This window comes from Amycolatopsis sp. TRM77291 (assembly GCF_054166285.1).
Genome location: NZ_JBSZHF010000001.1, coordinates 4,719,207 through 4,741,002, shown reverse-complemented (window position 1 = coordinate 4,741,002; position 21,796 = coordinate 4,719,207). Strand labels below are relative to the sequence as shown.

20 protein-coding genes, 1 tRNA gene and 1 pseudogene are annotated in these 21,796 nt (G+C 70.4%); 15 read left to right on the top strand and 7 right to left on the bottom strand.

Features of this window, described 5'->3' with window-relative positions:
* The first annotated feature begins 5 nt into the window (after positions 1–5).
* Positions 6–1,805 carry a glycosyl transferase gene (locus ACXIZN_RS21890; RefSeq protein WP_457956580.1) on the top strand — a complete coding sequence of 600 codons (1,800 nt, stop codon included), beginning with the start codon at positions 6–8 and terminating at the stop codon, positions 1,803–1,805.
* On the opposite strand, the gene ACXIZN_RS21885 is transcribed toward ACXIZN_RS21890, so the two are convergent.
* Positions 1,795–3,030, bottom strand: coding sequence for an aldehyde dehydrogenase family protein (locus ACXIZN_RS21885; RefSeq protein ID WP_457956578.1), 1,236 nt, complete (start codon positions 3,028–3,030; stop codon positions 1,795–1,797). The genes ACXIZN_RS21890 and ACXIZN_RS21885 overlap by 11 nt on opposite strands.
* Positions 3,031–3,216: 186 nt before the next feature.
* Here ACXIZN_RS21885 and ACXIZN_RS21880 point away from each other — a divergent pair, with 186 nt between their 5' ends.
* Positions 3,217–3,783, top strand: a complete 567-nt coding sequence (locus ACXIZN_RS21880; RefSeq protein ID WP_457956576.1) for a carboxymuconolactone decarboxylase family protein — start codon at positions 3,217–3,219, stop codon at positions 3,781–3,783.
* 59 nt (positions 3,784–3,842) lie between these two features.
* On the opposite strand, the gene ACXIZN_RS21875 is transcribed toward ACXIZN_RS21880, so the two are convergent.
* Complete coding sequence (locus tag ACXIZN_RS21875; RefSeq protein ID WP_457956574.1) at positions 3,843–4,781, bottom strand: sigma-70 family RNA polymerase sigma factor; 939 nt, start codon at positions 4,779–4,781, stop codon at positions 3,843–3,845.
* A gap of 45 nt (positions 4,782–4,826) precedes the next feature.
* Between ACXIZN_RS21875 and dnaG the strand changes: the two genes are divergently transcribed.
* Genes dnaG through ACXIZN_RS21860 form a run of 3 tightly spaced genes read left to right on the top strand, consistent with a single transcriptional unit; the run spans position 4,827 to position 8,046 of the window.
* Positions 4,827–6,734, top strand: a complete 1,908-nt coding sequence (dnaG, locus tag ACXIZN_RS21870; RefSeq protein ID WP_457956573.1) for a DNA primase — start codon at positions 4,827–4,829, stop codon at positions 6,732–6,734.
* Positions 6,735–6,736: 2 nt separating this feature from the next.
* A complete protein-coding gene (locus ACXIZN_RS21865) occupies positions 6,737–7,249 on the top strand; it encodes a hypothetical protein (protein WP_457956572.1) in 513 nt (170 codons plus the stop codon).
* 32 nt (positions 7,250–7,281) lie between these two features.
* Complete coding sequence (locus tag ACXIZN_RS21860) at positions 7,282–8,046, top strand: trans-aconitate 2-methyltransferase (RefSeq protein ID WP_457956570.1); 765 nt, start codon at positions 7,282–7,284, stop codon at positions 8,044–8,046.
* A gap of 79 nt (positions 8,047–8,125) precedes the next feature.
* Here ACXIZN_RS21860 and ACXIZN_RS21855 read toward each other — a convergent pair whose 3' ends face one another.
* The gene (locus ACXIZN_RS21855) at positions 8,126–8,305 is read right to left on the bottom strand and encodes a hypothetical protein (protein WP_007031230.1); all 180 of its coding nucleotides are present in this window, start codon (positions 8,303–8,305) and stop codon (positions 8,126–8,128) included.
* Between the two features lie 163 nt (positions 8,306–8,468).
* Here ACXIZN_RS21855 and ACXIZN_RS21850 point away from each other — a divergent pair.
* Together ACXIZN_RS21850 and ACXIZN_RS21845 are read left to right on the top strand one after the other, a co-directional pair.
* Positions 8,469–8,541, top strand: a tRNA-Asn gene (locus ACXIZN_RS21850).
* Positions 8,542–8,608: 67 nt separating this feature from the next.
* On the top strand, positions 8,609–9,574 hold the full coding sequence (locus ACXIZN_RS21845; protein WP_457956568.1) for a VOC family protein: 966 nt from the start codon (positions 8,609–8,611) through the stop codon (positions 9,572–9,574).
* Between the two features lie 57 nt (positions 9,575–9,631).
* On the opposite strand, the gene ACXIZN_RS21840 is transcribed toward ACXIZN_RS21845, so the two are convergent.
* Together ACXIZN_RS21840 and ACXIZN_RS21835 are read right to left on the bottom strand one after the other, a co-directional pair.
* Positions 9,632–10,069, bottom strand: a complete 438-nt coding sequence (locus ACXIZN_RS21840) for a hypothetical protein (RefSeq protein WP_457956567.1) — start codon at positions 10,067–10,069, stop codon at positions 9,632–9,634.
* A 45-nt stretch (positions 10,070–10,114) separates the two neighbouring features.
* Positions 10,115–10,435: a hypothetical protein gene (locus ACXIZN_RS21835; protein WP_257488229.1), complete on the bottom strand. Its 321-nt coding sequence runs from the start codon at positions 10,433–10,435 to the stop codon at positions 10,115–10,117.
* Positions 10,436–10,629: 194 nt separating this feature from the next.
* Here ACXIZN_RS21835 and ACXIZN_RS21830 point away from each other — a divergent pair, with 194 nt between their 5' ends.
* The 5 genes from ACXIZN_RS21830 (at position 10,630) to ACXIZN_RS21810 (ending at position 14,702) form a co-directional block, all read left to right on the top strand.
* Positions 10,630–11,724 carry a sensor histidine kinase gene (locus ACXIZN_RS21830; RefSeq protein WP_457956566.1) on the top strand — a complete coding sequence of 365 codons (1,095 nt, stop codon included), beginning with the start codon at positions 10,630–10,632 and terminating at the stop codon, positions 11,722–11,724.
* Positions 11,721–12,827: a hypothetical protein gene (locus tag ACXIZN_RS21825; RefSeq protein ID WP_457956565.1), complete on the top strand. Its 1,107-nt coding sequence runs from the start codon at positions 11,721–11,723 to the stop codon at positions 12,825–12,827. The genes ACXIZN_RS21830 and ACXIZN_RS21825 overlap by 4 nt, the downstream gene beginning before the upstream one ends.
* Positions 12,806–13,480: a response regulator gene (locus tag ACXIZN_RS21820; protein ID WP_457956564.1), complete on the top strand. Its 675-nt coding sequence runs from the start codon at positions 12,806–12,808 to the stop codon at positions 13,478–13,480. Before ACXIZN_RS21825 ends, ACXIZN_RS21820 begins: the two co-directional genes overlap by 22 nt.
* Before the next feature lie 131 nt (positions 13,481–13,611).
* A complete protein-coding gene (locus tag ACXIZN_RS21815) occupies positions 13,612–14,298 on the top strand; it encodes a hypothetical protein (RefSeq protein ID WP_457956563.1) in 687 nt (228 codons plus the stop codon).
* Between the two features lie 86 nt (positions 14,299–14,384).
* The gene (locus tag ACXIZN_RS21810) at positions 14,385–14,702 is read left to right on the top strand and encodes a hypothetical protein (RefSeq protein WP_457956561.1); all 318 of its coding nucleotides are present in this window, start codon (positions 14,385–14,387) and stop codon (positions 14,700–14,702) included.
* A gap of 7 nt (positions 14,703–14,709) precedes the next feature.
* On the opposite strand, the gene ACXIZN_RS21805 is transcribed toward ACXIZN_RS21810, so the two are convergent.
* Positions 14,710–15,657: a phosphotransferase gene (locus ACXIZN_RS21805; RefSeq protein ID WP_457956560.1), complete on the bottom strand. Its 948-nt coding sequence runs from the start codon at positions 15,655–15,657 to the stop codon at positions 14,710–14,712.
* A gap of 232 nt (positions 15,658–15,889) precedes the next feature.
* Between ACXIZN_RS21805 and ACXIZN_RS21800 the strand changes: the two are divergent.
* Positions 15,890–15,994 (top strand): annotated as a pseudogene (locus tag ACXIZN_RS21800) (nucleotidyltransferase family protein); the annotation flags it as partial.
* 347 nt (positions 15,995–16,341) lie between these two features.
* On the top strand, positions 16,342–17,652 hold the full coding sequence (locus tag ACXIZN_RS21795) for an outer membrane protein assembly factor BamB family protein (protein ID WP_457956558.1): 1,311 nt from the start codon (positions 16,342–16,344) through the stop codon (positions 17,650–17,652).
* Here the strand turns inward: ACXIZN_RS21795 and ACXIZN_RS21790 are convergent.
* Positions 17,642–20,338 carry an AAA family ATPase gene (locus ACXIZN_RS21790; protein WP_457956556.1) on the bottom strand — a complete coding sequence of 899 codons (2,697 nt, stop codon included), beginning with the start codon at positions 20,336–20,338 and terminating at the stop codon, positions 17,642–17,644. The genes ACXIZN_RS21795 and ACXIZN_RS21790 overlap by 11 nt on opposite strands.
* A gap of 76 nt (positions 20,339–20,414) precedes the next feature.
* Between ACXIZN_RS21790 and ACXIZN_RS21785 the strand changes: the two genes are divergently transcribed.
* A complete protein-coding gene (locus ACXIZN_RS21785) occupies positions 20,415–21,779 on the top strand; it encodes an MFS transporter (RefSeq protein ID WP_457956555.1) in 1,365 nt (454 codons plus the stop codon).
* Positions 21,780–21,796 lie beyond the last annotated feature (17 nt).

Genomic DNA, 21,796 nt, shown 5'->3' with positions numbered 1-21,796 from the left:
GGTCCGTGAGTCTTTTCCAGGCTGAGGCGGAGGTGGAAGCCGAGAAGACTCCCACGAGACCCCGCCGGTTCGCCGCCGCCGACGCCGCCATCATGGGCGGCTTCCTGCTGTTCGCCTTCCTGCTCTACAACGGGCTCTGGCTCGACCTCAAGGAGGGCTATCTCTGGAACAGCGCGTCGGACCAGAACCTGTGGGAGTGGTTCTTCTCCGTCACCGCGGACAACGTGCTGCATCTGAGAAACCCGCTCAGCACGCATTTCCAGAACCACCCGCTCGGCGTGAACCTGATGGCCAACACGGCCATGCTCGGCATCGGCATCCCGCTCTCGCCGGTCACGCTCACCTTCGGCCCGACGGTCACCTGGGCCATCGCGCTCACCGGCGGTCTCGCCGGCACCGCGGCGGCCTGGTACTGGGTCTTTTCGCGGCATCTGGTCACCCACCGGGTCGGCGCGGCCATCGGCGGCGCGTTCGTCGGCTTCGCCCCGCCGATGATCTCGCACGGCAACGCGCACCCGAACTTCGTCGCGTGGTTCGTCCTGCCGTTCATCGCGCTGCTGGTCTTCAAGATCGCCCGCGGCGAACGCCCCGTCCGCAACGGGATCTTCCTCGGGCTCCTGGCGGCGTACCAGATCTTCCTCGGCGAGGAACCGCTGCTGATCTTCGCGATGGCGTTCGCGATCTTCGCCATCGCCTACTTCGCGACGAACCACCGCGAGTTCCCGCCGATGGCGAAACCGCTGGGGATCGGCGTCGGCATCGGGGTCCTCGTGGCGCTCGTGCTGTGCGCTTTCCCGCTGTGGTGGCAGTTCTTCGGCCCGCAGAGCTATCAGGCGATCGAACACGGACCGGTCGGGAACGACACGGCCGCGTTCACCCGGTTCGCGACGCAGTCGGTCGCCGGGCAGCCGCAGGCCGCCGCGGACGTGTCGATGAACCGCACCGAGGAGAACGCCTTCTTCGGCTGGCCGTTGATCGTGCTGATGGTCGTCATCACCGTCTGGCTGTGGCGCGAGGTCTTCGCGCGGGCGCTGGCGATCTCCATGTTCATGATGGCGTGGCTCTCGCTCGGCGTGCAGATCATCGTGGTGCACGAGGAAACCGGGATCCCGGGGCCGTGGAAGCTCTTCTCGGAGCTGCCGCTGTTCGAGTCGCTGCTGGAATCGCGGCTCGCGATGGGCTGCATCCCGCTGATCGGCGCGCTGCTGGCGCTGGCGACCGAACGCGTCTACGCGGTCGCGTCGAAACTCCCCGAAGTGCCGGGGGAGCGGCGATTCCCCTTGCGGCTGCTGTGGATCGGCGTCGTCATCGCGGTCCTGCTGCCGATCGCGCCGACGCAGCTGATCGTCAAGGAACGGCCGCCGACACCGCGATTCCTCGCCGACGGCACCTGGCGGAGCTACGTCGCGCCCGGCGGGACCGTGGTACCCGTGCCGTTGCCGAGTTCCGGCGAATCCGAACCGCTGCACTGGCAGATCGACGCCGGGCTCGGCTATTCGATGCCGGAGGGCTACTTCGTCGGGCCGAGCGGCCCGGACGACAAACGCGGCCGCTACGGCGCCGTCCAGCGGCCGACGTCGGTCATCTTCGACCAGATCAAGCAGACCGGCGTACCGGCGACGATCACCGAATCACAGCGGGTGCAGGCACTGGAGGATCTGCGGTACTGGAACGCCGACGTGCTCGTGCTGATCCCGCGCGAACACCAGGACGCCTTCCGGGCCACTGTGGACCTGCTGCTGCGGAAACCCGCCGAGTTCGTCGACGGCGTCTGGGTGTGGGACGTCCGGACGATCACCCCCTGAGGCCGGCGCGGCTCGCCGACCACCGTGAACCCACCGGCATCGCCAGGTGCGCGTTGACCCGGACCGTCCCGCTGCAGAGCCGCGCCGCGACCTCGGCGGCGTACTCCTCGTCCGCGCCCCACACCGAAGCACACAAGCCGGGCGTCGTGGCGTTCGCCAGCCCGACCGCTTCGTCCACTGTGGAGCATCGGACGACCGGCAACACCGGGCCGAACTGTTCCTCGGCCACGACTCGCATGCCGTCGTGCGCCTCGGCGAGGATCGCCGGGGCGAAGAAGTACCCGGGCCCGTCGAGCGGCCCGCCGGTCACGATCCGCGCGCCGTCCGCCCGCGCCTCGTCGGTGAGACCGGTGACGCGGTCGTACCGCGGCCGGTTGTTCACCGGGCCGAGCTGTGTCCCGGGGGTGCGTCCGTCGCCGACCACCACTCGCGCCGCCACGGCCGCCAGCGCCTCGACGACGCCGTCGTAGCCGGGCCCGACGGCGTAGACCCGCTCGATCGCCACGCCGATCTGACCGCAGTTGGCGAACGCGCTCCAGAACAGCCGTTCCGCGATCGCGGCCGGATCCGTGCCGGGGAGGACGATCGCGGGATCGTTGCCGCCCAGTTCCAGTGTCAGCCGCCGCCATTCCGGCGCGGCCGCCATCCGTTTCCCGGTGTCGGCCGAGCCGGTGAAATCGACCTGCCGGATCCCGGGATGGGCGAGCAGGCGCTCGCCGAGCGGATCCCGTCCGGTGAGCACGGTCAGCACGCCCGGCGGCAGCACCTGCGCCAGCATCCGGCCGAGATGCAGCGTGGTGAGCGGGGTGCGAGGCGACGGCTTGAGCACCACCGTGTTCCCTGCGGCGAACGCCGGCGCGAGCTTCGCGACGGCCGACTGCACGGGGAAGTTCCACGGCGTGATCGCGGCGACCGGTCCGCCGCCGTCGGCCCGCGGCTCCGGCCGCGGCCCGGCGAAGTACCGGAACCGCGACGCCGCCTCGGCGAACTCGGCTTCGGCCTCGTGAAGTGGTTTCCCCTGCTCTTCGGAGAGCACGGGGGCCAGCACGGGCGCGGCCTCCTCGACGACGGCCGCGCACGACGTCAGCGCCGCGTGCCGGTCCGAGACGTGCCAAGCGGGCCATGCCCCGGCGGCGGCGCGGACCGCTTTGTCGACCTCGGCGGGCCCGCAGTCGGGGACGGCCGTGATCCGTTGTCCGGTGGCGGGGTCCTCGACGGCGAGCATCGTTCCTCCTCGGGGAGGGGAAAGGGCCGACTCACCAGCCTACCGTCGATGATCGACTGAGGGTTCCGGCGAAAAGGCGAAATCGAGGCCCCGACCGGCCGCGTGGCGCGCGTCACCGGCGTCACTGTCACGTCCTCACGGGCCGTCTCGTCCATCCGGTGATCGCAACCGCACGAGGAGGACACCATGCCGCGTATTCCCGCCGTGAAGACCGCCGAGGCCGGCTTCCTGCTGAAGCTGTTCTACAAGTTCGCCGGCAAGCGCTTCGGCGCCGTGCCCGAGCCGATGGCCGTCTACGCGCACCACCCGGCGTTGCTCCGGGCGAACGGCATGCACGAAATGATGGCGGAGAAGGCCAGCAAGACGCTGCCGCCGAACGTGCGCGAGCTGGCCGTGTACCGCGTCGCGACCCAGCTCGGCTGCTCGTGGTGCATCGATTTCGGGACCATGCTGCAACTGCACGAGGGCCTCGACATCGAACGGCTGAAGAACATCGACGACTACGCGAAGTCGCCCGCCTTCACGCACCAGGAACGGCTCGCGCTCGCGTACGCCGACGCGATGACCGCGAGCCCGGTGACCGCCACCGACGAGCAGGTCGCCGAGCTGGAACGCGAGTTCGGCCGCAAGGGCCTCATCGAGCTGACCTACCAGATCGGCCTGGAGAACATGCGTGCCCGGATGAACAGCGCGCTCGACATCACCGCGCAGGGCTTCACCTCGGGCGACGCCTGCAAGATCCCGCTTCCCTGAAAACTCCCGCGTTTAGTCCTCTGAATGCACCCGGGGCGCATTCAGAGGACTAAACGCGGTCAGGGGCCGACGCGGGTCCGCGCGGTGGTGAGCTTGTCCGGGTTCGCCATGTCGTAGATCGCGACGATCTTCCCGTCGCGGATGACGAACGCGTCGACGTGTTCGTCGAGCGCCCGGTACCCCTCGGAGGCCGCCTGCGGCGGGATGTAAAGGCCGAGGTCGCCGTTGACCAGCGCGGGCCTCGCCTGTTCGATGCCTGCCGGGTCGTACATCCGCATGAGGCCCTGGAACAGCCGGGTGACCTTGTCGAACCCGGCGACCGTGTGCACCGCCGTGCGCGCCTTGCCGCCGCCGTCGCCGACGAGGACGACGTCGGGATGCAGGACCTCGGCCACCGCCTGGATGTCGCCGGTGAGCATCGCGGTCATGAACTTCTCGATGATCTGCTGCTGCTCGGCGAGCGCCGTCCGGGGTGGCGGATCGGCGTCGGCGACCGCGCGGCGGCCGCGGGAACCGTGCTGGCGCGCCGTTTCCGGCGTGCAGCCCAGGATCTCGGCGATCTCCCCGAACGGCACCGAGAACGCGTCGTGCAGGACGAACGCGACGCGTTGCTCCGGCGTCAGCCGGTCGAGGACCACCATCGCCGCCATGCGCATGCCGTCGTCGCGGACGGCGACGGTCAGCGGATCCTCCGACGACGGCGTCCCCAGCGGGCCGAGGACCGGTTCGGGCAGCCATTCGCCGACGTACCGCTCGCGGCGCACCACCGCGGACCGCAGCCGGTCGAGGCAGATGCGGCTGACGACGGTGGTCAGCCAGCCCTTCTGGTCTTCGATGGCCGAGCGGCGCCGTTCGTCCAGGCCGCTCAGGCGCAGCCACGACTCTTGGACCGCGTCCTCGGCGTCGGACAGCGTGCCGGTCAGCCGGTAGGCGACCGAGACCAGATGGGGGCGCAACGCGGCGAAGTTCCCGGCGAGTTCGTCCAGGGCGGTGCTCATTCCCCGAGTGTGCCGCACAGTGCTCCGGACGCGGGAACTAGAGTGATGAGCGTGGCAGGACGGATTCGGGAAAGCGACATCGCGGAGGTGCGCGAACGTAACCGGATCGACGAGGTCATCGGTGACTACGTGGCCCTCCGCAACGCCGGCGGCGGCAGCCTGAAAGGGCTTTGCCCGTTCCACAACGAGAAGACCCCGTCGTTCAATGTGCGCCCCACCCACGGCACCTTCCACTGCTTCGGCTGCGGCGAAGGCGGTGACGTGATCAAGTTCATCCAGAAGATGGACCTGATCTCGTTCGTGGAAGCCGTCGAGCGCCTCGCGGATCGCGTGGGGTTCCGGCTGACCTACGAAGGCGGTGGCGGAAGCGTCCAGCGTGACCGCGGCACCCGCGCCCGGCTGATCGAGGCGCACCGCGCGGCGCAGGAGTTCTACGCCGAACAGCTGCTCACCCCGGACGCGCGGGCGGCGCGGGACTTCCTGTCCGAACGGGGTTTCGACGCGGCCGCCGCGCAGACGTTCGGCTGCGGGTACGCGCCGGCTGGCTGGGACAAGCTCACGAAGCATCTGCTCAACCGCGGGTTCGAGGTCAAGGAACTGCTCACGGCCGGGCTGGCCAAGGAGGGGCAGCGCGGGCCGATGGACCGGTTCAACCGGCGGCTGCTCTGGCCCATCCGCGACGTCGGCAACGAGGTGGTCGGGTTCGGCGCGCGGCGCCTGTACGACGACGACCGCGTCTCGGCGAAGTACCTGAACACGGCGGAATCGCCGATCTACAAGAAGTCGCAGGTGATGTTCGGCCTCGACCTGGCCAAACGCGAGATCGCGAAGCGGCACCAGGTCGTCGTCGTCGAGGGCTACACCGACGTGATGGCGATGCACGCCGCCGGTGTCCCGACGGCCGTCGCGTCGTCGGGGACGGCGTTCGGCGAGGACCACATGAAGGTCCTCCGGCGGCTGATGATGGACGACGACGCCTTCCGCGGCGAAGTGATCTTCACCTTCGACGGTGACGAAGCGGGACAGAAGGCGGCGCTGAAGGCGTTCGAGGGCGACCAGACCTTCGCGGGGCAGACCTACATCGCGGTCGCCCCCGACGGCATGGACCCGTGCGAACTGCGGCTCGCCAAGGGCGACGCCGCGGTGCGCGACCTGGTCGCGCGGCGCATCCCGCTGTTCGAGTTCGCGATCAAGAGCATGCTCAAGGCGTTCGACCTCGACTCCGTCGACGGTCAGGTGGCGGCGCTGCAGAAGACCGTCCCGATGGTCGCGGGGATCAGGGACCGCGCCAGCCGCGACGGTTACGCGTCGAAACTCGCGTGGTGGGTCGGCTGGCAGGACGCGGCGCAGGTGGTGAACCGGGTGCGTGGCAGCGCGGGGGCGGCGGCGAAACGTTCCGCCACCATCGAGGTCCGGCGGCCCGCTCCTTCCTCGGCGGCTGCCGCGGCTGAGGAGGACCTTCCCCGGCCCGCGCCCGGCGACCCGCGGTTCATCGCGCAGCGTGAGGCGCTCAAGGCGGCGCTGCAGCAGCCGATGCTCGCCGGGGCCGAGTACGACGCGCTCCCCGAGGACGCTTTCACCCATCCGGTTTACGTCGCCATCCACAAGGCGTTGCTGTCCGCCGGGGGAGCGGGTTCCGGGCTGACCGGGCCCGCCCTGCTCGACGCCGCCGCCCCGCACTGCCCGCAGGGGACGGTGCGGCGAGTACTCAGCGAGCTTTCGGTGGAACCGTTGCGCGCCAAGGGCGAGGTCGACTCGCGCTACATCTCCGCGCAGCTCGCGGCGGTGCAGGAGAGCCTCGTCGGCCGCCAGATCAACGAGATCAAGTCGAAGCTGCAGCGGCTTTCCCCGGTCGAGGCGCCGGACGACTACCGCGCCCTGTTCGGCGACCTCGTCGCGCTCGAGCAGTACCGGAAGGCGCTGAAGGAACAGGCCATCGGCGGATTGGACTGAGCATGGGCTGGCTGCGTCACCTGCTGGGTGACCGTGTCCCGGCGGATTTCGACGGCTCGCTGGACGACGGCGAGCACGTCGTCGGGAGCGCGGCGGTCGAGGGCGGCGGATATCTGCTGGTCACCGCGCTGGGGCTGTGGATCCCGGGGCCGCGCCGGGTCGGCTGGCATCTGGTCGGCAAGGCCGCGTGGTCCGACGGGGTGCTGACGCTGACCGAATCCGAGGAGACCGGGACGGCGGGGAACGCCGTGCTGCTGGCCGACAAGACCCCGGTCCGGTTCCGGCTGCCCAAACCCGGCAAGGTCCCGATCCTGGTGCGGCAGCGGGTCGACGGCTCGGTCCGGGCACGGCACCGCAAGGACCTCGAAACCGGCGGAGCGTGGTTCGTCGAGCGCAAGGTCCCCGGTCAGGACGGCACGGTGCTGCAGGTGCGGCCCGATCCGGGCACCGACGCCGACGTCGTCAAGGCGATCGCCGAAGAAGCGGCCAGGAAGCTGGCGAAGCCCGGCGGCTAGCAGTACGCTCGTACTGTATCGCTGGAGGCGTCATGTGGGATCCGGTCAAGTACCTCGACTACGCGGACCTGCGGGCCAGGCCGTTCCACGACCTCGTGGCGCGGATACCGGCCGACGAACCGCGCCGCGTCGCCGACCTCGGCTGCGGCCCCGGAAACCTGACCGCCGGCCTGGTGGAACGCTGGCCCGGTGCGATCATCGAGGCGAGCGACAGCTCACCCGAAATGGTCGAAGCCGCCCGCTCACGGGGCGTCGACGCGCGAGTGCTCGACGTCAACGACTGGGTGCCCGAACCGGACACCGACGTGGTCATCTCGAACGCCGTGCTCCAGTGGGTTCCGGAGCACCGTCGCCTGCTCCGCCGCTGGGTGGATCTCTTGCCGTCCGGGGCGACGCTCGCGTTCCAGGTCCCCGGCAACTTCGATGCGCCGTCGCACGCCCTGGTCCGCGCCCTCGCACGCACCGAGGAGTGGGCTCCGCGCCTCGCCGACGTCGTCCTGCGGGAGAACGAGGCCGTCGACAGCCCGCTCGGCTACGGGAACCTGCTGGCCGACGCGGGATGCGCCGTCGACGCCTGGGAGACGACGTACCTGCAGCGGCTGGCCGGGGAGGACGCCGTACTCGAATGGATCACCGGCACCTCGCTGCGGCCGGTCAAGGAGGCGCTGCCGGGGGAGGACTGGGACCACTTTCGCGCCCAGATCGCCCGGAAGCTGGACGAGGCCTACCCGCCGCGCCCGGACGGGACCACCTGGTTCGAGTTCCGGCGCGTCTTCGTGGTCGCCGTCGTGGGCTGAAGGGGACTTTCCCCTCGTCAGATGTAGTGAAAGGGCCCTTCGCCGCGTCACATGCGGCGAAGGGCCCTTTCGGCTCAGGTCAGCGCTGAGGCCGCCCGAACCGCTCACCGACCTTGGCGCGAGCGACCCCGGCGGCGCCCTGCACCATGGGGTGGTCAGCGATCTTGCGGTAGGTCCGCACGATCTGCTCGTACCGCCCCCGGCCGGCCTTCGCGCCCAGCACGTAGCCCGCGGCCGCGCCCAGCAGGAACATCTTCATCCGAGTCCACGCCTCCGTTCGATCTTGCTCCAGCTGTCATTGTCCCTCAAAACGCGAGCTTGACGAGGTGCTCCCCAAAGTGGGGGGTGGGTGCGCGCCCGCCGGAGGGCATGGGCTAAAGTTCTCTCATCGGTCGGAGCGATCCGGCCGGTACGGAGCACAATCCCCTGTAGCTCAACTGGCAGAGCATTCGGCTGTTAACCGGAGGGTTCTTGGTTCGAGTCCAAGCGGGGGAGCTTAAGCCCAGGCCTGGTGGCCTGGGCTTCTTCGTGTCCGCGGTGACCATCTCTTAGAGTTGCCGCCATGGCCCACGAAATCACGCGGCTCCACCATGTGGGTCACGTCGTCCGGGACATGCCTGCCGCGCTCGACCTCTACCGGCGGCTGGGCTTCAGCGTGCCGGCGCCCAGTTACCCCGCGATGGCACCGCGGGAAGGGGGCGAGCCCGAGCCGTTCGGCGCGGCCAACACGCATGCCGACTTCCCGTGCGATTTCCTCGAACTGGCCACTGTCGTCGATCCCGGTGGCCATGTCCCGGCAGACGCGCGGCTCGTTCCGCTGCAAGCCCCGCCCGAGGTGCTGCCGACACTGGTGGAGCGGATCAACGCCACCAGTGCGAATCTGGCGGATTGCCTGGAACGCTTCGAAGGCCTGCACATCCTGATGTTCTCGTCGTCCGACATCGATGTCTCCGCAGCACGGCTGACCACCGCCGGGGTGCGGCATGGCGGCGTGAACACGGTGCGGCGCCCGGCAGGCACCGAGGTCGAGACCGTCCGCTACCTGGAGATCGACGGAGTCCGGCCGGGTGTGGAGGCGGAAGGCAGGATCGGCGTCGTCGCGGACCTGGACCCGCGAATCCAGGCCACCCGGCTGGCCGATCACCCCAATGGTGCTGTCGGCCTCGTCGACGCCACGCTCTGCACCGCCGACGCCGATCTGGACGCCGTCCAGGAACGATATGAGCGCTATCTCGGCCGGGTACCGCGAAAAGAAGGGGTCTCCCGGGTCTTCGACCTTGACGGGGCCACGCTCACCCTCGTGCCCGCCTCCGGGCTGAGCGTGCTGCTACCCGGCGAGCACGCCCCAGCGTTACCCGCCCTCGTCGCGTGCACGGTCGCCGTAAAAGACCTGGCCGCGACGAAGCACTTGTTGCGGGAGAACGAGATTCCGCTGCTCCGGACGCCATCGGACGATGTCTTCGTCCCGGCCACCGCCGCACTCGGTGCCGCTATCGCCTTCCGTCAAGCAGTCGAACCCTGCCACTAGGACGGTCACCGACAGGGCATCGGCCAAACGCGGAACAGGGGCGAACGTTCGTGGCGGTCAGTGCCCTGTCACGGGCAGGAGGGCGAGCGACTGGATGCGAGACCTCGCGAAGTCGCTGCCACAGCTGGGACATCCGTTGACAAGCCGGTGCGCGGACAATTGGCTACCGAAGTGCGGGATGCCGCCGTCAGGGTAGACGCCGTGGAACCGTGCCGCGCAGCACTGGCAGGTCAGGTCGTGCACCTCCCCGAGGACGACGCCCTCCAGTTGGTTCTCGTCCGGTACCAAGCCTGCGGGCCACACCGCCGCCAAAGGAATGCGGGTCGGCGATCGGTGGTAGCTGAGCAAGGCCGGACGGAAGCGGCCGTCCAAGCGGGCAAGGACGGCGGCCGTGGGGCGCAGCACCGCTGGAATGGTGTCACTGTCGGCGAACACCTCGAGCGTGCCCCAGGCCAGGGCGAACCTCCATCGCGCTCCTGGCACGTCGTCCGGCACAGTGCCATTCTCGCATCTGCTCTCAGCGGCCGGACGGGATCGCGATCAGATCCGCGTCATGGTGGAGGTGTAGCCGCCCCCGTCGGGGTAAACCCAATCTCCGGTGAGAGAAGTGCCCTCGGCGTCGAACGTGCCCTGGAAGTAGGCGGGGCTGCCTTTCGCGCCGGCCCGGATGGTCAGGGTGTCGCCGGTGAGTTCGTAGGTGTAGTCGAGGGTGTTCCCGGTCGAGTCGTAGAACCGGGAGACCACGTCCTTGCCCGGCGGCTCGCCGAAGGGGCGCAGGTCGCCGATGACCTCCATACCGGTGATCGACTCGCCGGACTCGGTGAGATCGACGCGCTGCAGCAGGAAGAATCCGCCTGGCATCCATTCGTACCGCACTGTGCCTTCGGCCCTGCCCGGGGCCGGGTGGAGATCGCCGATCCGTGGCGCGGTGGCGGCGGAAATTCACCGAGGAGGAGTCAAGGCCCGGTCCCCCGGAATCGGCACTACCCGACGTCGGCGGGCGGTATCGTCACCCACGCGAGGTATGCCGGGTTCGACGGTTGGCGAGGTAGCGGGTGGCGGGGGAGGCCAGGCGGCTGCTGACCGGCTTCGGACGCCGGTACGCCGTCGCCGTGCGGGTCGCGACCTTGCCGCCCATTGCGGCGATCGGCCTGCTCCGAAGCTCACCCGACGAGTTCGCGGCCACGGCCGTGGTGGTCGCCGTCGCCGTGGTCTGGACCTGCGCGCAGGGATGGTGGCCGCGGCGGGCCCCGATCGCCGTGGACGTGGTGGTGCTGCTGGGCTTGTGTCTCACTGTCTTCTGGACCGATGCCGAGGCGGACGGCAACACGGGCTGGCTCCGGCTCCTGGTCGTCTTCGCGTGCGTGACCTGGCAATGGCACACCCCGCCGCTGACCGGCGGCCTCGCGGCGCTGATCGCCGGTGGCGGGATGCTCGTCGTCTTCGACGCCGCCGGGCTCCACCTGACCGCGTCGCAGCTCTGGGTGCCGGCGATGTCGGCGATGTCCAGGGTGGCCTGGGTGCTCGTCACCCGCGCCGCCGAACGTGCCGATCGCACGGCGGCCGAGGCCGAGCAGGTGCGCCGGGAGGCCGCCGTGGCGGCGGCGGTCCGCGCCGGCGAACGGGAGCTCGCGAACTCGTTGCACGACACCGCGGCCACCACCCTGCTGATGGTCGGCCTCGGGCAAGTGCCCCCGGACGCGGATTGGCTGGCCCCGCAGGCTCGCCGGGACCTGGCCCGGCTGCGGTCCCTCGACGATGAGCGAACCTCGCCGGAGGCCGACCTCGTCGAGTTGCTCCGCGCGGACCTCGACAACGGCCACCTGACCGTCGAGCTCGACGTACCGCCGCGGCTTTCGCTGCCGTCCGAGGTGGCGGGTGCGATCGCCGGAGCCATCCGGGAGGCGCTCAACAACGTGCGCCGCCATGCGGGGACGGACCGCGCGAGAGTCCGGTTGAGCGGCGACGCGCAGGCGCTCTCGGTCGAGATTTCCGACGAGGGAAAGGGATTCGCCGCCGGTGATCGGGCGACGGCGCGACGCGGGCTGCGGGAATCCGTGCACGGCCGGATGAACCGGGCCGGTGGCACGGCGGCGATCACGTCCGCCGAAGGGGCGGGCACGGTGGTCCGGCTGAAGTGGCCGGCATGAACGGCGGCGAAGCGACCCACGACCAGCTGAGGCGCGGGCTGCGGATCGCCGTGCTGCTCGTCGCGATCCTGACCGTCGACGTGCTCGGGACGAGCAATCTGGTGCGGGGCCTGAAATCCCACGACCTGCCCGCCGCCCAGTTCGCCGCGCTGGCCGCGTTGAACGCGGTGCTGGCCGTGGAAGTGGTGCTGGTCGTACGGCGGCGGCCGTGGGGCATGGCGCGGTGGCCCGCCGTCGCCCTCGTGCTGGCCGCGTCCGCGCTGGCGTACCTGACGTTGCCGGACGGCAAGACGGCGACCACTGTGGACTGGCTGTTCGGCGCGGCCAACTGGGCGGGCATCGTCGTCCTGCTCGACCGTCCTTTGCGGACGATGCTGGCCTTCCTGCTGGCGCACGAGTCGCTCGCCTTGGCGAACCTGCTGCTGTTCCACGACGTGAGCCGGGGCGTGCTGGCCCGGTTCGTGACCGGTTCGGTGACGGTGATCGGCCTTCCGCTGTGCGTCGCCGTGGTCGCGGCCGTGCTGGGCCGCATCGGTGCGCGGGCGGCAGAGGCCACCCGGGAACTGGAACGATTGCGCACCGCGGAGGCCGTCGCGGCCGGCGCGCACAGCCGCCGCCAGCAGCGGCTCACCGAGCTCGCCGACACCGCCGTGCCGTTGCTGGCCGGGCTGGCGGACGGTTCGCTCGCGCCATCGGATCCCTTGGTACAGCGAGAATGCGCGATCGAAGCGGCCCGGATGCGGCGGCTGTTCGCCGAAACCGACGCGGTGGAGAACCCGCTGCTGCACGAGCTGAGGCATTGCGCGGACATCGCCGACCGCAAAGGCGTCGAGGTCGATCTGGACGTACGCGGCCAGTGGCCCGTGCCACCGGTGGCCGTCCGGCGCGACCTCACCGACGCCGCGCTCACCGCGCTGGCGACGGCCGGATCCTGGGCGCGGGTCACCGTGGTCGGCAGCCCCGGGCTGGTGTCGGTCAACGTGGTCGCGGACTGTGCCGAGCCGATCGCGTCGACACCGGGCACGCCGGACGTACGGATCGAGATCTTCGACGGAGACGGAACAGTCTGGATGGAGGCCCAATGGCAGCCGGCGGAGAGCTGATCACGGCGGTGATCGTGGACGATCACGCGGCGATCGCGGCGGGTGTGCGGTACTGGTGTGAGCAGGCGGATCCGCCGATCGGTCTCATCGACGCCGGAGACCGTCTCGGCGACGTGTGGACCGGCCCCGGCGCGGACGCCGGCGTGGTGATCTTCGATCTCGAACTGGTGCCGGGCAAACCGGACTTCGGCGAACTCCGCCGCCTGGTCGAGAGCGGCCGCCGCGTGGTCGTGTACTCCCAGCACGCGGACAACGCCACCGCGATCAAGTGCATCGATCTCGGAGCGCTCGCGTATCTGACCAAACGGGAGGGGCCGGGACATCTCGTACCCGCGATCAGGGCCGTCGCCGCCGGGCAGGCGTACACGGCGCCGTCGCTGTCCGGTGCGCTCGCCGCGGACGACTCCCCGGGCAGGCCCCGTTTGTCCCCACGGGAGATCGAGGTGCTGCGGGCATGGTTCGCCGCCTCCTCCAAAGAACTCGTCGCCGCGAAACTCCACATCACCGTCAAGACCGTCGACACGCATATCGCCCGGGTGCGCGTGAAGTACTCGAACGTCGGACGCGAAGCCCGCACCAAGAGCCAGCTCGTCACCCGGGCACTCGACGACGGCGTCATCACGCTAGCCGAGCTCAACGAGGCTTCGATGTAGGGCGTTCACCGGACATCCCGGGGGTCGCGATCGGTCTAGCGTCACCGGAGCAGGGGGCGTCGCGGGCATTCGGTGTCGAGGGGACCGGATGCCCGCGGCACCGCGCCGAGGAAGACGCCCGAGGGAGTTCGATGAGCCAGCCCGGTCCGCCAGGGTCGTATCCCATGCCGCCACCGGGGCAGCAGTATTACCGGCAGCCGCCTCGCAAGAAGAAGACCGGGCTGCTGATCGTGATGCTCGCGCTGGGCACCGTCCTGATGCTCGGGCTGGCTTTCGGCGGGTACTGGATCTTCGTCAGGGAGGGCGACTCCGACGCGCCACCGCCCGTGGACGCTTCACAGGACGTGGCGAAGGCACCGATCGGTTGTGCCGTCTTCGACAAGCGCGAGGTGGCCCGCTACATCCCCGGCCGGACGGATTTCGAGGCCGGATCGGCCAACTCGACCTCGGACTCCTTGGAGCAGGGGCAGTGCGCCTGGAACAACACCGACACCTTCATCAAGGACAAGGTCCGGGCGGCGCACGTGATCGTCACCGGCTACGTCTACCGTGCCACGCGCACGAAGTCCGGGGTGGACGCCGCGAAGGAACACCTGAAACGCCGGGTCCGGAACGGGGTCTCGGTGAACGTGAAGGACGCCGACGAGGCTTTGCTCGTCGAGCAAGGAAAACGCGGCCACTCGGTGGCGGTCACCGCCCGGTATCGCAACATCGTGTACCACGTCGACTACACCAACCAGACCGACGGCGCGCCCGTCAAGGACGGGGTGACCGCGCTGGCCACCGCCGCCATCGGCAAGGTGGCGCCGAAGCACTGAGCTCGTGTGGTGCGTTCGACCGGCAGTGCGCGGACGCGTCCGCGGATATCTTGTGGCCGATACCCCGGCACATCCTGAGGAGCACCATGACGACCACCCGGCGCGCTTTCGCGGTTCTGGCCACCGCGGGCCTGGTCATCTCGGTCCTCGGCGCGGGCTCCGCCTCCGCCGCGACCAAGGGCAAGATCATCATCTACAACACCTGCGGCAGCGCGGTCTCCACCACGATCCACCGCACCGACGGCTCGATGATCGCGGGCACCGGCGCGGCCCCGGCGGGCAGCTACTTCGGCTACCCGGTCTACCCCGGCGCCTACCAGGTCCGCGTGCCCGCCGGTAACCGGAACGTGCGGGTCCTCGACCTCGGCGGCAAGGCGCACTCGGTCGTCGTCAAGGCCTGCTGATCTCCTTTCAGGCGTTCGCCCGGCACAGGCGTTCGGCCACCTGTGCGCGGACGGCGTCATGTGAACCCGGGGGACTGCCGTGCAGCGTTTCCCAGCGGACGTCGTGCGCCGCCGGCCACAGGCTCGCCGCCCACGCGACCTCCTGCTCCTCCGTGGTGAACCGGCGGCCCCGGATGTCCTGATAGGCAGTCAAGAACGCCTCGGAGCTCGCGATCGGCGGTAGCAAGGCGGGCCCGGTCTTGGGGAAGACCGCGCTCGCCGCTCCCGCCAGCGCCGCCTCCGGCTGCCACGCCAGGCTGTCCCAGTCGTGCACGGCCCAGATGTGGCCGTCCCGCCAGCGGAGGTTCTGCGCTTCGAAGTCGGCGTGACCGAGTACGCGGGGCAGGCCGGCGGCGAGCAGCCGTTCGCGGATCCGTCCGGCCGTCTCGACGACGTACGCGGGCACGGCGTCCTGATCCCGCCGGTCGAGGTCCTCGATGGACGGCCACAACCCGGGATCCGTGTGGTCCCAGCGGATCCAGCGGGGATTCGGCAGCGGCGGCGAGACGGCCACGCCGGCCAGCCCGTCCATCAGGCTGGCGAACACCGCCGCGTAGCGCGCGGCGACGTCCGGTGAGTCACCGCGCAGCAATTCACCGCCGGGCCTGGATTCCTCGGCGTGCACGGCCAGCGCCCCCACGCCCGTCGCGGGCGTGATCGGCCGGGCGCACGGAAACCCCCGGTCGGCCAGCAGTGCCTGCGCGGCGACACACGACGCGGCGCGGCCGTCGTCTTCCCGCGCCTTCACCACGACGTCGCGCCCGGTGGCCAGCCGCAGCCCGAACACCGCCGATATCGACCGCGCCTCGAACAGCACGGACACCGGCTCGGCTCCCAGGTGCTCCACGCACCACCTGGGCAGCCAGTCCGGCAACACGATCCGGCCGATCTCAGCGGGACCTGGCCGTGCGTGCATCGGCATCTCCTCCCGTTCGTGTCACGTATTATCGAGGAGTAGGGCGGATATGTCCTGGTCGAGACCGGGAAACCGCCTTCTGCCCGGCTTGCGTCCTTTGTGGACCGTCGGAACCTCGGCGCGCGCCCCTTGAGTTCTCGGTATTGACGCTGAAGGTCGCGATGGAGCCCCTACCGCGGCGATGTCCCATGGTCCGGACGTGTCGCGAAAGCCACTTTCGCGACGTCTGATGTCCCGAAAGTGGCTTTCGCNGGGACGCCAGGACCTGCGGCTCGTCGAATGCGGCGACCTCGGCACCGGGCACGACGTGGACCGCCGCGAGGATCTTCCGGGCTGATCTCCGGCCCACAGACGTCGCGAAAGCCACTTTCGCGACGTCTGATGTCCCGAAAGTGGCTTTCGCGACACCGTCGCTCGGGCTCGCGCAGGGCGCAGTGGGGCGGCAGCGCCAGGCTCGGGGGGAAGGGCACCTTTTCGGCCCGCCTGGGAACAGCGAGTACTGAACTGGCCGGGTGACTACTACCTGACGAGCCGCGCACGTTCAGATCGTCAGAGGTGATCGCGGCGCCTTGACCAGCCAGTAGTGACACTTTAGGTGAAAGTGCCACACAGCTGGTGCGAGTTCGGCTAACGTCCTGCCGTGGCTCCGACCGGAGCGGAGGAACGAGCAGGGAAGGTGCGCAAATGCGGCGATTTCTGGTCTTCGTGGCCTGCCTGGGGGCCGTGCTCACGACGTCGGGCTGCGGAACCGACGACCCGGCCCCGGCCCCGAGCGGCTCGGCGGCCGCCGAGCCGCCACCCACGGCCGCCACGCCGGAGGCGAAGACCGCCGACCCGCCCCGGTCGTTCGACAAGGGCGCACCCGTCGCGCTTCCCCCGGGCGCGTTGCGTTCCAATGTCGCGGGCCACGTCACCTCGCTGTTCATGACGCTGCGCGATCGCACCGGCCACATCGTCACCCCGACCGCGTTGAACGTGGTGGATGTGCTGACAGGGCAACAGAAATGGACCATCCCGTTCGAGCGCACGCCCGGTGACCCGTACAACCAGAGCGGTCCGTTCGTCAACACCACGGGGCCACGGCCGCCCGCTGTCGGCGACAGGCTCGTCGTGGCCGCGGTCCCGGTCGTCATCCCGGAAAAGGGCACCACGCCCAGCTACGTCGCGCTGTCGGTGATCGCGGCGGATCGGGAGAAGGGCACCAAGGTCTGGCAGTCCGAGACCAAGGTCTCCGACGACCAGTACGCCGACGCGAGCAACGCCGTCACCGAGGTCGTCGCCGTCACGGACAAGGCCGTCATCGCCCGGTACGGCCGCTCGGACGACCACGTCACGGTCGCGCTCGACCCCGCCGACGGGAAAACCCTGTGGGAGCGCAAGGATTACGAGGCCGGCAGTGTGCACGGCGACGTCGTCGTCGGTGCCGACTTCAACGTCGCCGAGAACTCCTCGATGCTCCAGGCGACCGCGCTCGACCTGGCCACCGGCGGCCAGAAATGGACCGGCGCCGCGCGATCGTCCGCGGTCGTCCTGGTCCGCGCCGATCCGGCCCTGGTCGTGCTCACCAGGACCGACTACGGCAGCGGTGATTCGTCACTCCTGTTCCTCGACCCGGCCACCGGCGCGGAAAAGCGCAAGGTCGACGGCGAGGACCAGTTCGGCCCCAGCTCGTACGGAACCTGCCGCCACGACGAACGATCGGTGCTCGTCTGCGACGCGGGCGGCGTGCTCACCGGCTACGACGCCGCGACCGCGGCCCCGCTCTGGACCCTGCCGGACAAGGCGGCCAACCGGGTGGCTCCCGGCATCACACTCGCGTGGCACGGCGCCGTCTACGGCAAGACCGGCGGCGGTCAGCCGATCGTGCTGGACGCCAGGACGGGCAAGGATCTGGCCACCGACGACGTCGGGCTCGTCCCGGCGCTCGTGAGCGAGTACGCGGGTATCGGCGCGGGCGAGAACGGCGAGCCGTTGGCGTATCCGGTCAAGAGCTGAACTCCGCGTCGCGGAGATCGGGCATGTCCCTCAGCTGCCTGCGCGAGGTGATGCCGAGCTTGCGGAAGATGTTGCGGAGATGCGCGTCCACCGTGCGGGGGCTGAGGAACAGGCGGGTGGCCACTTCCTTCGACGTGGCGCCCGCCGCGACCTGGCGCGCGATATGCGTCTCCTGCATGGTCAGGTGGTCGTAGGAATGGCCTGAGCGGCTGCGGGCGACCTCCCCGGTCGCCCGCAGTTCGTCGGCGGCCCGCCGGGTGAACGCCTCCAGCCCGATCTTCGCCAGCTGTTCGTGCGCCGTGCGCAAGTGTTCACGCGCTTCACGACGTCGTCCATCGCGGCGCAGCCACTCGCCGTAGCGCAGCCGCGCCCGCGCGAGGTGCACCGCGAGCGGGCCTTCCGCCAGATACCGGAGCGCCTCCAGATGGTCCGGTTCCGCGTCGCTGACCATGGCCCGCGCGCTCGCCGTGATCCCGAGGGCGAAGGGGGTACCCGCGGGTTCCGTGCGGGCGGTCAAGGAGTCCAGCGCGGACCGGGCGACGGACTCCTTCCCGCAGCGCACCGCTGCTTCCACGAGCTCGGGCAGGGCGATGCCGGTGAGGAAGAGGTCGCCGCTCGCCACGGCCCGGGTCGCCGCGTCCAGCGCGGCCGGATACTCGGCGAGCCCGTTGTACAGCACGGCCGTCGCCCAATGCGCGTTCGCGGTCAGCTGCCCGCTGCCGCGGGTCGTCGCTTCGGCGAACAGGTCCAGCACTTCCCGGCGGCGTCCGCGCATCGCCGCCAGATGCACGCGCGGGTAGAGCTGCGGCGGATCGCCGACGGCGTCCGCGATCGCCTCCTCTTCGGCGATCGCGGCCATCGCCCGCCCGAAGTTCCCGGTGAGCACCGCGTGCAACGCCACCTGGGACAGGCCGAGCCGGATGGTCATCGGCGATCCGGTGTCCCGTCCGGTCCGCACCAGCCAGTCGACGATCGTCGCGTGCAGGTCGATGTCCCACAGTTCGCCCGCGAGCACGGTGGCCAGTGCCGGTGTCCTGGTCCAGCCCGCGTCGTCGCCGGTGAGAACCCGGCGAAGCGCCGGCACACCGGCGTGGTGTCCTTCGGTGGTCAACCGCACCAGCGCGTCGAGGAGGTCCGGCGGTCCCGACGCCGGAGGCGCCGAGCGGGCCGCGTCGAGAACCCGGTCCAGCACCCCCGCGGCCCGGCCGACCACGAGTCCCATTTCCAGCGCCGCGATGAAGAACTCGCGTGACCGCTCGGGATCGACGACCGCGAGCCGCTCCGCCGCCCGCAAGATGAGTTCCGGCCCGCGGACGGCGCCCTCCGCGCCTTGGACGAAGGCGATCCGCCCGCGCAGCAGATCGACCGAGGCGTGCTGGGGGACGTCCAAGGTCGCGATGTCGACGCTGGCCAGCAAATCCGCCGCCGCGTCCGTCGCGCCCGCCTCCAGTGTGGTCCGCGCGGCCGCGAGGGTGCGCTCGGTCTGCTTGGCGGGGTCGAGGGAAAGCGCCGCCGCACGTTCGAGGAAGGCGGCCGCGGCGGCCACCCCTCCGCGTGCCTGCGCCCGCGACGCCGACAATTCCAGCTCCGCCGCGACCTGTTCGTCCGGCCCGGTGGTGGCCTGGGCCCGATGCCAGGCCCGCCGGTCTCCGGCGGTTTCCGGGTCGGTGACTTCGGCCAGCGCTCGATGGGCCGTGTGGCGCTGCTCCGGTTCGGCCGCGCGATACGCCGCGGAGCGCGCCAGGGGGTGGCAGAAGCGCGCCCGCGTGTCGAACCGGATCAGCCCGGACGCCTCGGCCGCGGCACTCGCGGCGGGCACGTCGATGTCCAGCCGTCGCGCCGCCGCCCACAGCAGACCGGGATCGCCGGTGGGATCGGCGCTCGCGAGGGTCAGCAACCGCCGCGCGTTTACCGGCAGTTCCGCCATCCTGGCCCGGAAACTGCGCTCGATCCGGCTCGCGATCGGCGACGGCGCCGGCGGCGCGAAACCACCCGCCTTCGGCAGTTCGATGAGCGCGAGCGGGTTGCCGCGGGCCTCGGCGAGCAGGCGATCGCGCACGCGCTCGTCCAGCGTCACGGTTTTTTCTTCGGCCAGCAAGGCACGCGCGTGCGTATCGCTCAGGCCGCCGACCGTCAGTCCCGGCAACTCGTCCAGCCCGCGCACCGGATCCTGGTCACGGGCGGCGAACACCATCGCGATCGGTTCGGCCGCGATCCGCCTCGCCAGGAACGTCAACGCCCTCGCCGACGCGGTGTCCAGCCAGTGCGCGTCGTCGACCACGCACAGCATCGGACGCGTCCCCGCGGCGGTCGCCAGCAGTTCGAGCGCGGCGAGACCGACGCGGAACGGGTCCGGCGCGCCATCGGCCAGCCCGAAAGCGACGAGAAGGGATTCGCGGTAGGGGGCCGACAGCTCGTCGAGATGCGCCAGCACCGGGACACACAGCTGATGCAGGGCCGCGAACGGCAGTTCACCCTCGAATTCCGACCCGGACGCGCGGATGACCTGGAACTCCGCCGCCGTCGCTCGTTCGACGTGGTCCAGCAGCGCGCTCTTGCCGATACCCGGCTCGCCGCGGAGCACGAGCACCCCGCCCTCGCCCCGGCCGGCCGCCTGGACCAGGGCGAGGAGGCGATCGATCTCGTCTCGTCTGCCGACGAGCGGACGAGGGGACGTCGTGGGCATGATCCGAACCCTAGCGAGGCGAAGTAGGCGATTGTCACCGACGCGAGCGGACCGGTGCCCGCGCGATCGTGGCGGCATGACAGTACGAGCGACGAAACGGATCTCGCGCGGGGTGGCGATGCTCGGCCTCGCGAGCGCCATGTTCCTGGTCATCCTCGACGCCGCGATGGTGAACCTCGCCGGTTCCACGATCCGGCAAGGTCTGGCGCTCACCGCCGCCGAACTCACGGTGGTCGTGGACAGCTACCTGGTGACGTTCGCGGGCCTGCTGCTGCTCGGCGGCCGTCTCGCGGACGTGCTCGGGGCCAGGAAGGTGTTCCTCACGGGAATGGCCGTCTACCTCGCGGCGTGCGCCTTCTGCGCGCTGGCCACCACCGGCGGGCTGCTGATCGCCGGGCGGATCGGGCAGGGGATCGGGGCGGCGGTCCTGATGCCCGCCGCGCTCTCGCTCGTACTCGGCCTCTACTCGTCGCCCGCGGAGCGCACCCGCGCGATGGGGATCTGGGGCGCGGTCGCCGGAGCGGGCAGTCTCGTCGGCGTCTTCCTCGGCGGCACGCTGACCGAACTGCTCGGCTGGCAGTCGGTGTTCGTGACCCCGGTGCCGTTCGGTGCCGTCGGGGCGATCGTCGTGTGGCGCGCCGTGCCGCCGGTGCCGGGCAGGCCGGGCCGGTTCGACGCGCTGGGCGCCGTCACGATCACCGCCGGGATCTCCGGGCTCGCGCTGGGCATGGTCTCCGCCTCCGACGCCGGGTGGACCGCGCCCGGCACGATCGCCGGTCTCGTGGCCGGGCTGGTTTCCCTGGTGGCGTTCGTGTTCGTCGAACGGCGTTCTGTGCGTCCGCTGGTGCCGCTGGGCGTGTTCCGCCGGAAGCCGGTGGTCACCGCGAACGTGGTGATGGTGCTGATCGGCGGAACCCTGACCAGCCTGTTCTTCTTCCTGCCGCAGTACCAGCAGGACGTGCTCGGGATGAGCCCGCTGGCGACCGGCATGGCCCAGCTCCCGCTCGCCGTCATGATCATCGTGGGCAGTGTTCTCGCACCCATGCTGGCGAAACGGGTCGGGCTCGGCCGTGCGCTGCCGACCGCCCTCGTCGTACTGCTCGCGGGATTCCTTTGGCTGGCAGGGGATCCCACGACCAGCGGCTTCTCGATCAGCCTGCTGGGCGCGTTCTTGCTGATCGGCACCGGGCTCGGGCTGGGTGCCGTCAACGCCACGGCGATGGCGGTACGCGACAGCGCGGACGGTGAATCGGGCCTGCTCAGCGGACTGGTGAACGCCGCGCAGCAACTGGGCGGCGCGGTCGGGCTGGCCGCGCTCGCCGGAATCGCCATCGGCGCCGCTGGGACGCACGGCGACATCTCGTTCACGACCGCGTTCCTCGGTGAAGCCGTGCTCGTCGTCATCGCCCTCGCGGCGTCGCTCTTCTCTACCCGTCGTTGACTTCCGTCAAGAAAGGA